Annotated in this window: 11 protein-coding genes; 10 read left to right on the top strand and 1 reads right to left on the bottom strand. The window is 68.3% G+C overall.

What is annotated here, in order from left to right:
- Positions 1-44: 44 nt before the first annotated feature.
- The 6 genes from HCT51_RS04050 to rbfA all read left to right on the top strand — a co-directional run bounded on the left by HCT51_RS04050 (position 45) and on the right by rbfA (position 8,023).
- Complete coding sequence (locus HCT51_RS04050) at positions 45-1,283, top strand: MFS transporter (RefSeq protein WP_224760656.1); 1,239 nt, start codon at positions 45-47, stop codon at positions 1,281-1,283.
- Positions 1,284-1,349: 66 nt separating this feature from the next.
- Entirely contained in the window at positions 1,350-3,110 is a 1,761-nt protein-coding gene (locus HCT51_RS04055; protein ID WP_166870580.1) for a proline--tRNA ligase, read from the top strand.
- Between the two features lie 98 nt (positions 3,111-3,208).
- Complete coding sequence (gene nusA, locus HCT51_RS04060; RefSeq protein WP_166870581.1) at positions 3,209-4,261, top strand: transcription termination factor NusA; 1,053 nt, start codon at positions 3,209-3,211, stop codon at positions 4,259-4,261.
- A 27-nt stretch (positions 4,262-4,288) separates the two neighbouring features.
- The gene (locus tag HCT51_RS04065) at positions 4,289-4,537 is read left to right on the top strand and encodes a YlxR family protein (protein ID WP_166870584.1); all 249 of its coding nucleotides are present in this window, start codon (positions 4,289-4,291) and stop codon (positions 4,535-4,537) included.
- A gap of 64 nt (positions 4,538-4,601) precedes the next feature.
- Positions 4,602-7,439 (top strand): translation initiation factor IF-2, encoded by a 2,838-nt coding sequence (gene infB / locus HCT51_RS04070; RefSeq protein ID WP_166870586.1) that lies wholly within the window; start codon positions 4,602-4,604, stop codon positions 7,437-7,439.
- A 98-nt stretch (positions 7,440-7,537) separates the two neighbouring features.
- Positions 7,538-8,023, top strand: a complete 486-nt coding sequence (rbfA, locus tag HCT51_RS04075) for a 30S ribosome-binding factor RbfA (RefSeq protein WP_166870588.1) — start codon at positions 7,538-7,540, stop codon at positions 8,021-8,023.
- 144 nt (positions 8,024-8,167) lie between these two features.
- Here the strand turns inward: rbfA and HCT51_RS04080 are convergent, their stop codons facing one another.
- Positions 8,168-9,034 carry an HhH-GPD family protein gene (locus HCT51_RS04080; protein WP_166870590.1) on the bottom strand — a complete coding sequence of 289 codons (867 nt, stop codon included), beginning with the start codon at positions 9,032-9,034 and terminating at the stop codon, positions 8,168-8,170.
- A gap of 465 nt (positions 9,035-9,499) precedes the next feature.
- On the opposite strand from HCT51_RS04080, the gene HCT51_RS04085 reads away from it, so the two are divergent.
- From HCT51_RS04085 to HCT51_RS04100, 4 genes are all read left to right on the top strand, one after another.
- Positions 9,500-10,699, top strand: coding sequence for a thiolase family protein (locus tag HCT51_RS04085; RefSeq protein WP_166870592.1), 1,200 nt, complete (start codon positions 9,500-9,502; stop codon positions 10,697-10,699).
- 42 nt (positions 10,700-10,741) lie between these two features.
- Entirely contained in the window at positions 10,742-11,746 is a 1,005-nt protein-coding gene (gene fgd, locus HCT51_RS04090; protein WP_166870594.1) for a glucose-6-phosphate dehydrogenase (coenzyme-F420), read from the top strand.
- A 26-nt stretch (positions 11,747-11,772) separates the two neighbouring features.
- Positions 11,773-12,432, top strand: a complete 660-nt coding sequence (locus HCT51_RS04095; protein ID WP_166870596.1) for a nucleoside/nucleotide kinase family protein — start codon at positions 11,773-11,775, stop codon at positions 12,430-12,432.
- 62 nt (positions 12,433-12,494) lie between these two features.
- On the top strand, positions 12,495-13,199 hold the full coding sequence (locus tag HCT51_RS04100) for an alpha/beta fold hydrolase (protein WP_166870598.1): 705 nt from the start codon (positions 12,495-12,497) through the stop codon (positions 13,197-13,199).
- Positions 13,200-13,219 lie beyond the last annotated feature (20 nt).

Genomic DNA, 13,219 nt, shown 5'->3' on the forward strand with positions numbered 1-13,219 from the left:
AAATTCACCGCACCGTGGCAGTCGAATATCCCTAGCATTGACGGGTGATCGATCTCATCCAGGTGCAGCGCCGCACTGTGCTGGTGCTCTCCGCCGGGCAGGTTCTCGGCGGCCTCGGCATTGGCGCCACCCTGTCGCTCGGCGCGCTGCTGGCGGCGTCGGTGTCCGGTGACGACGCGTTCTCGGGCCTCGCCGCGACGATGTCGACCCTCGGCGCCGCGATTGCCTCCATCCCACTGGCACGATTCGCCGCAAGCTTCGGCCGCCGCCGCGCTCTCTCGCTTGGCTCGATCATCGCGGCAGCCGGTGCGATCGTCGTCATCTACTCAGTCGTGATCGACGTCTTCCTGCTGCTGCTCGCCGGCCTTGCCATGATCGGAACCGCCGCCGCGGTCGGCCTGCAGTCGCGGTTCGCCGCCACCGATCTTGCCGCCCCGCAGCGCCGCGGGCGCGACCTGTCCCTCGTGGTGTGGGCCACCACGGTCGGCGTGGTCGTCGGCCCGAACCTGCTCGCCCCGGGAGAGGTGCTCGGCGCGGCACTCGGCATGCCGCAATACACCGGCGCTTTCCTGTTCGCGATCACCGCGCAGCTGGCGCTGGTGGTGCTGTACCTGCTGCTGTTGCGGCCCGACCCGCTGCTGACCGCGGTGGAACAGGGCACCAGACAGCCCGTCGAGTCCGGCCGGGCACCCGTCGCGAAGCGCGGCATCCGCGGCATCCTGATCGCGCATCCCACCGCCACCATCGCGATGCTCGCCATCGCCCTCAGTCACATGACCATGGTGTCGATCATGGCGATGACCCCCCTGCACATCGTGCAGCACGGCGGCACCATCGCGCTGGTCGGATTCACCATCAGCCTGCACACCGCGGGCATGTTCGCCCTGTCGCCGGTGTTCGGCTGGCTGAGCGACCGGCTGGGTCGCCCGGTCGTGATCCTGATCGGCCAGGGGCTGCTGGTCGCGGCCCTGCTCACCAACTGGATCGGCCAGGAGAATCACGTGTTCGTCGCCGTCGCGCTGGCGCTGCTCGGCCTCGGCTGGTCGGCGTCCACCGTCGCCGGCTCGGCGATGCTCACCGAATCGGTCGACCTGCTGGAACGCCCGAAGGTGCAGGGCTTCTCCGACACCGCGATGAACCTGTTCGGCGCGGCCGGGGGAGCGCTCGCCGGCCTGGTGATGGCCGGCATCGGCTACGGCGCCCTGAACGCGGTGGCCCTCGCGCTGGTGTCCGTCGTGGTCGCCGCGCTACTGATCCGCGGGCGGGTCGCCGTCGCCGTGTGATCGAGCAGCGTGTGACCGGGCACCGTGTGACCGGGCCACCAGCGAGCCTCGCCTAAACTGTCCGTCGTGGTCACACGTCTCTCTCAGCTTTTTGTCCGAACCCTCCGCGAAGATCCCGTCGACGCCGAGGTAACCAGCCACAAACTCCTGGTGCGCGCCGGCTACATCCGCCGCCAGGCGCCGGGCGTGTTCGCCTGGCTGCCGCTCGGACTCAAGGTGAAGCGCCGCATCGAGAACATCATCCGCGAGGAGATGGCAGCCGTCGGCGCGCAAGAGGTGCACTTCCCGGCGCTGCTGCCGCGGGAGCCGTACGAGGCCACCAACCGCTGGACGGAGTACGGCGACGGCATCTTCCGCTTGCAGGACCGTCGCGGCGCCGAGTACCTGCTCGCGCCCACCCACGAAGAGGTCTTCACCCTCACCGTGAAGGACCTGTACTCCTCGTACAAAGACTTGCCGCTGTCGATCTATCAAATCCAGGACAAGTACCGCGACGAGGCCCGGCCGCGCGCCGGCCTGCTGCGCGGCCGCGAGTTCACCATGAAGGACGCCTACTCGTTCGACTACACCGATGCCGGTCTGGATGTCTCATACCAGGCCCAGCGCGACGCGTACGAGCGCATCTTCCAGCGCCTCGGCCTGGAGTACGTGATCGTCAAGGCGGATGCCGGTGCCATGGGCGGATCCCGCAGTGAAGAGTTCCTGCACCCGACCCCGGTAGGCGAAGACACGTTCGTGCGCACCGCCGGCGGCTACGCGGCCAACGTGGAGGCGTACGAGACCCCCGCGCCCGACGCGGTGCCGATCGACGGGCTGCCCGAGCCGGTGATCTTCGATTCACCGAACACCCCCACCATCCAGACCCTGGTCGACCTCGCCAACGCCGAGCAGCCGCGCGATGACCGGCCCTGGACCGCCGCCGACACGCTGAAGAACGTGGTGCTGGCGCTGCGCCACCTCGACGGCACCCGCGAACTCGTCGTCATCGGCATGCCGGGCGACCGCGACGTCGACCTGAAGCGCGCCGAGGTGCTGTTTGCCCCGGCCGAGGTCGAGCCCGCGAATGAGGGCGACTTCGACAGTAACTCGCTGCTGACCAAGGGCTACATCGGACCCTGGTCGCCGCAGGGTGCGGTGCTCGGCGAGGAGTCGGCCACCGGCATCCGGTTCCTGCTCGATCCCCGCGTGGTTGACGGCACCGCCTGGGTGACCGGCGCCAATCTGGATGAGAAGCACGTGCACGGCCTGGTGGCCGGCCGCGACTTCTTCAGCGACGGCATCGCCGACGTGGCGCACGTGCGCGAGGGCGACCCGGCACCGGATGGCTCCGGCCCGATCGAGACCGCGCGCGGCATGGAGATCGGCCACGTGTTCCAGCTCGGCCGCAAGTACGCCGAGGTGCTCGGCCTCAAGGTGCTCGACGAGAACGGCAAGCTGGTCACCGTGACGATGGGCTCGTACGGCATCGGCGTCACCCGGGTGATGGCGGTCATCGCCGAGTCGAACAACGACGAGAAGGGCCTGATCTGGCCGGCGAACGTCGCCCCGTTCGACGTGCAGGTGGTGGCCACCGGCCGCGACGCCGTGGTGTTCGAGGTGGCGGAGCAGCTCTCGGCGAAGCTGGAGGCGGCCGGCAAGGACGTGCTCTACGACGACCGGCCCAAGGTATCGCCCGGAGTCAAGTTCGGCGACGCCGAGCTGATCGGCGTCCCGGTCATCGTGATCGTCGGCCGCACCGCCGGAGAGGGCATCGTCGAGCTCTGGGATCGCCGCAGCGGCGACCGCGAATCGATCGCCGTCGACGAGCTGGTGCAGCGGCTCTCATAGGGTTCGGAGGAAACGCCTCTCAGACTCAGGTACCGTAGAGGGACGATTTCCGGCGCATGCAGCGCCGGCGTCTTAGATCTGAATAGTGGAGGCCCTCAGTGGACATTGACCTGAGCGTGCTGCGGCTCATGGAGCGCGAGCGCGAGATTCCGTTTGAGGAACTCGTGCAGATCATCGAACAGGCGATTCTGACGGCTTACCTCAAGCACACAGCACCGGCTGAGCACCACCGCGAGGGCGGTCGCTCCGAAGGTGGGCATGGTGAGCACCGTGCCGAGCACCGTGCCGAGCACGAGGCGCCCCACGCCAGGGTCGAGCTGGACCGGAAGACCGGTCACGTGACCGTGTTCGTGCCGGAGCTTGACGAGGAGGGCAACGTCGTCGGCGAGGCCGAGGACAGCCCGAGCGACTTCGGTCGGATCGCGGCGTTCGCGGCGAAGCAGGTCATCAACCAGCGGTTGCGTGACATTGCGGATGACGCGGTGCTCGGCGAGTTCCGCGGGCGTGAGGGTGACATCGTCGCCGGCATCATCCAGCAGGGCCCCAACCCGCGGATGATCCACGTCGACCTCGGCACGATCGAGGCGATCCTGCCCCCAGAGGAGCAGGTCCCCGGCGAGAACTACGCGCACGGAACCCGGATCCGGGTGTACGTGACCAGCGTGTCCAAGGGCCTCAAGGGCCCGCAGATCACCGTGTCGCGCACCCACCCGGCGCTCGTGCGCAAGTTGTTCGCGCTCGAGGTTCCCGAGATCGCCAGCGGAGTGGTCGAGATCACCTCGCTCGCCCGCGAGGCAGGGCACCGCACCAAGATTGCGGTGCGCGCCACCGAGCCAGGCGTCAACGCCAAGGGTGCCTGCATCGGCGAACTCGGTCAGCGCGTGCGCGCCGTGACCGCCGAGCTCAACAGCGAGAAGATCGACATTGTCGACTACTCCGAAGACCTCGCCACGTTCGTCGCGAACGCCCTGTCGCCCGCGCGGGTGACCAGCGCATTCGTCGTCGACGAGTCGCTGAAGGCGGTGCGTGCCCTCGTTCCCGACTACCAGCTGTCGCTGGCGATCGGCAAGGAAGGCCAGAACGCACGGCTCGCCGCAAAGCTCACCGGCGCCAGAATCGACATCCAGCCGGACTCGGTTCTGGAGGCCTAGTCCGGGCACCCAGCGAAGGGGTCTACAATGGAACCCGTCAGAACCTGCCTGGGGTGTCGGCAGCGCGACTTGCGAACAACTTTGTTGAGGTTCGTGGCGCGCGACGGCATGGTCGTCGCGGATACCGCAGCTTCCCTACCAGGTCGAGGAGCGTGGGTGCATCCCACCCGCGTGTGCCTCGATACCGCAGTGAAGCGCAAAGCCTTCGGTCGAGCGTTGAAACTCGGCCAGGTCATCGACGTGTCAGCAGCGCTGACATACCCAACCAACAGTTAAGAAATGGCTGAAACGGCTTATGGACAACTAATGAGCGGCTCGAAATGAGACCCGTCCGTAACTAATGGTTTGCCCCTGCTCGGGTGCAAACCCGAACAGGAGAAATGTGGCTGCCAAACCACGCGTACACGAAATCGCCAGCGAATTCGGTGTCGACAGTAAGACCGCCCTTGAGAAGCTCAAGGAGCTAGGCGAGTTCGTCAAGGGCCCGTCATCCAGCATTGAACCACCCGTCGCACGGCGCCTCCGGGCTGCCCTCGAAGCCGACGGTGTGAAGGTTCCTGAGAAGGCCGCCGCGCCCGAGAAGAAGGCCCCGGCGCCGGCCGCGCACAAGCCGGGCCCCAAGCCCGCGCCCGCCGCACCGGAAGCCCCGGAGCCGGCTCCGGCCCCCGTCGAGCACGCCCCGACGCCGGCAGCTCCGCTGTCGGTCGCCGAGCGCGAGGCCGCCGCGAAGGCCGCTGCCGCCGAGAAGGCCCAGGCCGAGGCTCAGACTGCGACGACGACGGGTGTCGCTGCCCCCGACGCAACGCCCGGAGAGGCCAAGGAAGCCCCAGCACCTCGCCCCGACGCCCCGCGTCCCGGTGCGGCCCGCCCCGGCAACAACCCCTTCAGCAGCAACCAGGGCATGCCTCGCCCCGGTGGACCGCGTCCCGGTAACAACCCGTTCGCCAGCAACCAGGGCATGCAGCGCCCGACACCGGGATCCATCCCGCGTCCGGCCGCTCCGCGTCCCGGTGCTCCCCGTCCCGGAGCTCCGCGTCCGGGTGCTCCCCGTCCCGGCGGTTTCCGCCCAGGTGCACCGGGTGGCGCCCAGCACCAGCAGCGTCCAGGTGGCCCCGGTCGTCCGGCCGGTGCCGGCTTCCAGCGTCCCGGCGGCGCCGGTGGTGGCGCGGCCGGTGCTCCGGGTACCGGCTTCAGCGGACCCCGCCCCGGTGGCGGCGGTGGCCGTGGCCGTGGACCCGGCGGTGGAACCGCAGGTGCGTTCGGACGTGGTGGCGGCAAGAGCCGTGCCCGCAAGTCGAAGCGTACGAAGCGGCAAGAGTTTGAGATGCGGGATGCTCCGTCGCTGGGCGGCGTGAGTGTTCCCCGCGGCGACGGCAACACCATCGTGCGACTGCGCCGTGGCGCCTCCATCTCGGACTTCGCAGACAAGATTGATGCCAGCCCCGGCAACCTGGTGACCGTGCTGTTCCACCTCGGTGAGATGGCCACGGCGACCGAGTCGCTCGACGAGGCCACCTTCCAGGTGCTCGGCGAGGAGCTCGGCTACAAGATCCAGGTCGTCTCTCCGGAGGACGAGGACAAGGAGCTGCTCGAAGGCTTCTCCATCGACCTCGACCAGGAGCTCGAAGACGAAGACGACTCGGTGCTCGAGATCCGTCCGCCGGTTGTCACGGTCATGGGCCACGTCGACCACGGTAAGACTCGACTGCTCGACGCAATCCGGAGCGCTCACGTTGTTGAGGGCGAAGCCGGCGGCATCACGCAGCACATCGGCGCGTACCAGGTGTGGACCGAGCACGAGGGCATCGAGCGCGCCATCACCTTCATTGACACCCCGGGTCACGAGGCGTTCACCGCCATGCGTGCTCGTGGTGCGCAGGTCACCGACATCGCGATCCTCGTGGTCGCGGCTGACGACGGCATCATGCCGCAGACGGTTGAGGCGTTGAACCACGCCCAGGCCGCCGGCGTGCCGATCGTGGTCGCGGTGAACAAGGTTGACAAGCCAGAAGCCAACCCGGCCAAGGTGCGTCAGCAGCTCACCGAGTACAACCTCGTCGCGGAAGAGTACGGCGGAGACGTCATGTTCGTCGACGTGTCGGCGAAGAACGACATCGGTATCCAGGACCTCTTGGACGCCGTGCTGCTCACCGCTGACGCGGGCCTCGACCTGCGGGCCAACCCCGCCAAGGCGGCCCGCGGTATCGCGATCGAAGCGAAGCTCGACAAGGGACGCGGTGCTGTTGCGACCGTGCTCATCCAGTCGGGAACGCTGCGAGTCGGCGACGCCATCGTCGCGGGAACCGCCTACGGCCGCGTGCGTGCCATGGCCGACGAGAACGGCGACGCCGTGCTCGAGGCCTACCCGTCACGTCCGGTTCAGGTGCAGGGTCTGTCGTCGGTGCCTCGCGCCGGTGACACGTTCATCGTCACCGAGGAAGACCGCACCGCCCGCCAGATCGCTGAGAAGCGTGAAGCGGTCGAGCGCAACGCTCAGCTGGCCAAGGCCCGCAAGCGCATCAGCCTCGAGGACTTCACCCGTGCACTCGAAGAGGGCAAGGTCGAGTCGCTCAACCTCATCATCAAGGGTGACGTTTCCGGTGCCGTTGAGGCCCTGGAAGAGTCGCTGCTCAAGATCGAGGTCGACGACAGCGTGCAGCTGCGCATCATCCACCGTGGTGTTGGTGCCGTTACCGAATCCGACGTCAACCTGGCGACGGTCGACAACGCGATTATCATCGGCTTCAACGTGCGACCTGACACCAAGGCCCGCGAACGTGCCGCCCGTGAAGGCGTCGACGTGCGGTTCTACTCGGTCATCTACGCAGCACTCGAGGACATCGAGAACTCGCTCAAGGGCATGCTCAAGCCCGAGTTCGAAGAGGTCCAGTCGGGTGTCGCCGAGATCCGCGAGGTGTTCAGCTCGTCGAAGTTCGGAAACGTCGCTGGTGTCATCGTGCGGAGCGGAACCATTACCCGCAACGCGAAGGCCCGCGTCATCCGCGAGGGCATCGTCATCGCCGATGGCCTGGCCATCGAGTCGCTGCGCCGCTTCAAGGACGACGTCACCGAGGTCAGGACTGACTTCGAGGCCGGTATCGGACTGGGCAAGTACAACGACATCCGGATCGGTGACGAGATCGAGACGATCGAAATGAAGGAGAAGCCGCGGGTCTAACCCACGGGTTCCAACCGGTCGGGTCGCGCATGTCGCGGCCCGGCCGGTTCCTTCGTTTCTCCCTAACGACTTACCTCCCAACAAGGCAGGATTGAACAATGGCTGATCCACAGCGCGCCCGTAAAATGGCCGACCGCATCAAGGAGATCGTCGCCAGGCGGCTCGAGCGGGGGATCAAGGACCCACGGCTCGGCTTCCTCACCATCACCGATGTCAAGGTGACCGGCGACCTGCAGCACGCCTCCATCTTCTACACCGTGTACGGCAGCGACGAGGAACGCGACGACACCGCCGCCGCCCTGAAGTCGGCGACCGGGATGCTGCGCAGCGAGGTGGGCAAGAACATCACCGCACGCCTCACGCCGTCGCTGGAGTTCATCCACGACGCGCTGCCCGAGAACGCCGAGCACATCAGCAAGCTGCTCGACGAGGCTCGCCTGCGCGACGCCGAGTCGCAGAACTTGGCCGCGTCGGCGCAGTACGCTGGCGACGAGGACCCGTACGTGAAGCCGCGCGTGATCGGCGAGGATGCTGAGGCACAAGCCGAGGAAGACGCCGGCTTCGACGAGGAACCGCCGCGCTAACTCGCGTTACCGCGTGTGCTGCGGGTCTGGACTGGCCCGGCCGCGCCGAACGGCAGTGATTCGGACTGACACGCCGCCCGCATGCGAATTTGCGCGGCGCGTCGGCTCGGATCGCTGCCGTTCTGCGCGCTCCACCCCGACGAGTCAGGGCAGCCGGTAGCCCGACGCGGCGTCGCCGACCGCGAGGCCGTCCTGCAGCAACCCCGCCAGTGCACGCTCGCGCTGGGCGGCATCCGTCCAGACCTGCTCAATTTCGGCATGACTGACGGGGATGTCGCTGGCGCGCAGTTCCGCCATGATCAGGCCGCGCACCTGACGGTCGCTGCCCTCGAACTTCTTCTGCACGGCCGCGCGCGGTCCCTCGTACTCGGGATAGCCCGCCAACCGCCACGCGCAGAGTTCGGCGATCGGGCATGCCTCACAGCGTGGGGCGCGGGCGGTGCACACCATTGCGCCGAGCTCCATCAGCGCCGCGTTGGCCAGTTTCGCCTCGCCGGCATCCTCGGGCAGCAGCGCCTCCATCGCGGCGAGGTCGGCGCGCGTCTTCGGCGGCCCGGCCTCGCCCTGCCCGCCGATCGCCCGGGCGATCACCCGTCGCACGTTCGTGTCTACCACCGGATGCCGCAGCCCAAAGGCGAACGACGCGACGGCCCGCGCGGTGTAGTGGCCCACGCCCGGCAGTGCCAGCAGTTCGTCCACGTCGTGCGGCACCACCCCGCCGTGCCGTTCGGTGATCGCCACCGCGGCCGCGTGCAGATTGAGCGCCCGCCGCGGATAACCCAGTCGTGCCCAGGCGCGCACCGCCTCGCCCGGCGCGTCGGCGGCGAGATCAGCCGGCGTCGGCCACCGCTCCAGCCACTGCTCGAGTCGCGGGATCACTCGGACGACCGGCGTCTGCTGCAGCATCACCTCGCTGACCAGGATGCCCCACGCCGGGAAACCCGGCTCGCGCCACGGCAGATCCCGCGCATGCTCCCGAAACCAGGCGATGACGGGGGGAGCGATCGGCACCGAACCAGCCTAGGTGCGGTGCGCGGGATCCGTGTTCCGCGGCTCCGCGTCCCCGCGACGCCCGTGCGGGTACGGATGCGGGATTTGCCTGCGGGGACGCCGGCGCCCGGTGAGGTCTGGCGATTGGTTGTTCCCGGCGCGCGGAAAGGGCCGTTTGCCAGACCTCACCTTCGCGGAGCGTCGCGTCTGCCCGACGAGGACACGCGGTAGTCCGCTCCGGACGGTGAGGTCTGGCGTTTAGTCGTTCCCGGGGCGGGTGAAGGACCGATTGCCAGACCTCACGACCGTGGAGCCCTCCCGGACGCCACTCCACACCCGGCCGCGCCCGACGCCACCACACCCGGCCGCGGCCGGCACCAGTCGCCCCCGCACTTACCCACACCCGCGGCCCGGTAGCATCCGTATAGGCCAATACCCGAGAACCACTCCCATCCGCAGCGTCGCCGAAGCCAGGAGAACGTCATAGTGAACAGCACCGACAAAGTCGTCATCGTGAACGGCGCCCGCACGCCGATCGGCAGCTTCGGCGGGGTGTTCCGCGACACCGCCGGCTACCTCCTCGGCGCGCAAGCGAGCGTCGAGGCGCTGCGTCGCGCGGGCGTCAGCGGCGACGAGGTGGACGAGGTGATCATGGGCTGCATCGGCCAGGTCGGCCCGGATGCCTACAACGCTCGCCGGGTGGCGCTTGAGGCTGGGCTGCCGAAGAACACTCCCGCGTACACCGTGAACCGACTCTGCGGAAGCGGCCTGCAGTCGATCTGGTCTGGTGCGATGCAGCTCATGTGGGGCGCGCAGTCCGGCGGGGCAAACGTCGTGCTCGCGGGCGGCAACGAGAACATGAGCCGCATGCCGTTCTACGATTTCAACGCCCGCTACAACGACAGGCTCGGCGACCGCACCCTGCAGGATGGCACGATCGCCATGCTCACCGACCCGTTCAGCAACAAGCACATGGGCGTCACCGCCGAGAACGTGGCCACCAAGTACGGTGTGTCCCGGCAGCAGCAGGACGAGTTCGCGCTCGAGAGCCAGCGACGGGCAGCAACGGATGCCGCGAAGGCCGCGTTCGCCGAGGAAATCGTGCCCGTGACCACCGCCGGCCGGAAACCGGTCGAGGTCAGCGTCGACGAGCACCCCAGGCCGGACACGACCCTGGAGGTGCTCGCAGGGCTCCGGCCCGCCTTCCAGGCGGAGGGCACCGTCACCGCGGGTAATGCGTCCGGGATCAATGATGGCGCGGCATCCGTCGTCCTCATGAGGGAGAGCGACGTGCGCGACCGTGGTCTCACGGGGCTTGCCACGATTGAGCATGTCACCACGGCGGCGATGGAACCGGAGCTGATGGGCTACGCGCCCACCCTCGCCCTGAACAAGCTGTTCGAGGACACCGGGCTGAGCCCGGCGGATGTCGGCAGCGTCGAGCTCAACGAAGCCTTCGCCTCCCAGGCCGTCGCCGTGATCCGCGACGCCGGGCTCGACCCGGAACGCACCAACCCCTACGGCGGCGCCATCGCGCTCGGGCACCCGGTGGGCGCCACCGGCACCATCCTGACCCTGCGCCTCGCCCTCGACCTGCAGCGCCGCGATCTTGAGTACGGTGTTGTCACGATGTGCATCGGTGGTGGGCAGGCGCTTGCGGCGCTGATCCGGCGCTACGACGCGTAACGACACGATACCTAAAGACACGACACCAACGGAGGACAGTCTGTGCTGAAACTGGGATTGAAGGCGTCTGCTGAGCAGTTCGCGCCGCGTGAGCTGGTCGAGCTCGGGGTGATGGCGGAGGAGTACGGGTTGGACAGCGTCACCGCCAGCGACCACTTCCAGCCGTGGCGGCACAAGGGCGGGCACGCTCCGTTCTCGCTGGCCTGGATGACCGCGGTCGGCGAGCGCACCAAGCAGGTGCAGATCGGCACCTCGGTGATGACCCCGACGTTCCGCTACAACCCGGCGGTGGTGGCGCAGGCGTTCGCGACCATGGGCTGTCTCTACCCCGGCCGCATCATCCTCGGGGTGGGCACCGGTGAGGCGTTGAACGAGATCGCCACCGGGTTCCGCGGCGAGTGGCCCGAGTTCAAGGAACGCCTGGCCCGGCTGCGGGAGTCGGTCGACCTGATGCGGCAACTGTGGACCGGCGACCGGGTCGACTTCGAGGGGGAGTACTACTCCACCAAGGGCGCCTCGATCTACGACGTGCCGGAGGGCGGCATCCCGATCTACATCGCCGCCGGCGGCCCGGTGGTGGCGCGCTACGCCGGGCGGGCCGGCGACGGCTTCATCTGCACGTCCGGCAAGGGCATGGAGCTGTACACCGAGCAGCTGCTGCCCGCGGTCGCGGAAGGCGCCGCGAAGGCCGGCCGCAACTTCGATGACCTCGACCGGATGATCGAGATCAAGATCTCCTACGACACCGACCCGGATGCCGCGCTGGAAAACACCCGGTTCTGGGCTCCGTTGTCGCTCAGCGCCGAGCAGAAGCACTCGATCGAGGACCCGATCGAGATGGAGGCGGCGGCCGATGCGCTGCCGATCGAGCAGATCGCGAAACGCTGGATCGTGGCATCCGACCCCGACCAGGCGTTGGAGCAGATCCAGCCGTACCTCGACGCGGGGTTGAACCACCTGGTGTTCCACTCGCCCGGCCACGACCAGAAGCGGTTCCTCGACCTGTTCCGCAGCGACCTGGCCCCGAGACTGCGCGCGCTCAGCTAAAAACACGGGCGGCGTACGCTGGAGGCATGACGACATGGGCACCGGCGAAGCGAGACATCCTCGATGCGCTCGCCGCTGAGATCCTGCATAACTACGGCAAGGGCCGCGCAATCGTGGCCATCGACGGGATCGACGGCGCGGGCACCACGGCGTTCGCGGACGACCTCGCCACCGCGTTCAAGCGCGCAGGGCACGCCGTGTTCCGGGCCTCGATCGCCGACTTCCAGCGGCCGCGCGCCGAACGGTACAGCCGCGGTCAGGACTCCGCCGAGGGCTACTACCGCGACACCTTCAACTACTCGGTCTTCCGCCGGGTGCTGATCGAACCGTTCAGGATGGGCGGCAGCACCGGCTTCGTCACCCGCGCCTTCGACGCGGTGCGAGATATCCAGGTGGAACCGAAATGGCTTACCGGTCCCGCCGACGCCATCCTCATCGTCGACGGGATCTTCCTCAACCGCCCGGAGCTGCGCGGCATTTGGAACTACTCCGCCTGGCTGGAGGTGCCGCAGGATGTCGCGGAGCAGCGGCTCCGCGAGGGCGACGGCTCCTCGGCGATCGGTGAGCGCGAGCGCACAGGCATGCAGTTGTACCGCGCCGATGCGAAACCCACCGAGCGGGCGATGGCGCTGATCGACAACAGCGACCCGGAGCATCCGACCCGCATCTTCGCCGACTCCTGCTGACCCGCGAGCGGCACTGAGCCGGCGCGATCCCTCCCTGTCACCCGGGAGTGGTAGAACGAACCATGGAATCACCGCCGGCAGCGTCGGGCGTGGTCCTGCTCGGCGGAGCGGGCCTGCACCCCTGGATCTGGGACGCGGTCGCGCCGCAACTCTCGCTGCCCGCCCTGGTGGCCCGCTATCCGCGCACGGCACCGCCGGCCAGCCTCCGGCAGTATGCCGAGAGCGTGCTGCAACAGATCGACGACTCCGGATTCAGCCGCGTGGTGCTGGTGGGGCACTCGATCGGCGGGGTGATCGGCACCGAGCTCGGCAGCTTGATGCGCGGCCGGGTGAGCGGGTTCCTCGCCATCGCGGCGGTGGTGCCGAAGCCGGGGCACGGATTCGTGTCGTCGCTACCGTTCCCGCAGCGACTGGTGATGGGCGCGATGCTGCGGTTCGCCGGCACCAAGCCTCCTGCCGATGCGATCCGCTCCGGTTTGTGCAACGGCCTGCCCACCGACGTGGCCGATCGCGTGGTGCAGGAGTTCAGCCCGGAATCCAAGCTGCTCTACCTGGACACGATCGACGGGCCGCTTCCCGACGTGCCGCGCGGCTATGTGCGCACCGCCGACGACAAGGAACTTCCCGAGCGGATGCAGCGGCGCTTTCGAGCCACCCTCGGTGGCGCGTTCGAGGCGGAGCTGCCGACCGGTCACCTGCCGATGCTCGTCGACCCGCACGCCACCGCCGCCGCCATCAACCGTTTCCTCGAGACGGTGCGCGGCTGACCGGTGCCCGAGCAGGTGCC

The organism is Salinibacterium sp. ZJ450 (genome assembly GCF_011751885.2).
Lineage (GTDB): Bacteria > Actinomycetota > Actinomycetes > Actinomycetales > Microbacteriaceae > Ruicaihuangia.

Bases quoted from the DNA above. Each gene is read 5' to 3' on its own strand.
- HCT51_RS04065 (WP_166870584.1), top strand. From the start codon at position 4,289: ATGGAACCCGTCAGAACCTGCCTGGGGTGTCGGCAGCGCGACTTGCGA.
- infB (WP_166870586.1), top strand. From the start codon at position 4,602: ATGGTTTGCCCCTGCTCGGGTGCAAACCCGAACAGGAGAAATGTGGCT.
- rbfA (WP_166870588.1), top strand. From the start codon at position 7,538: ATGGCTGATCCACAGCGCGCCCGTAAAATGGCCGACCGCATCAAGGAG.
- HCT51_RS04095 (WP_166870596.1), top strand. From the start codon at position 11,773: ATGACGACATGGGCACCGGCGAAGCGAGACATCCTCGATGCGCTCGCC.
- HCT51_RS04100 (WP_166870598.1), top strand. From the start codon at position 12,495: ATGGAATCACCGCCGGCAGCGTCGGGCGTGGTCCTGCTCGGCGGAGCG.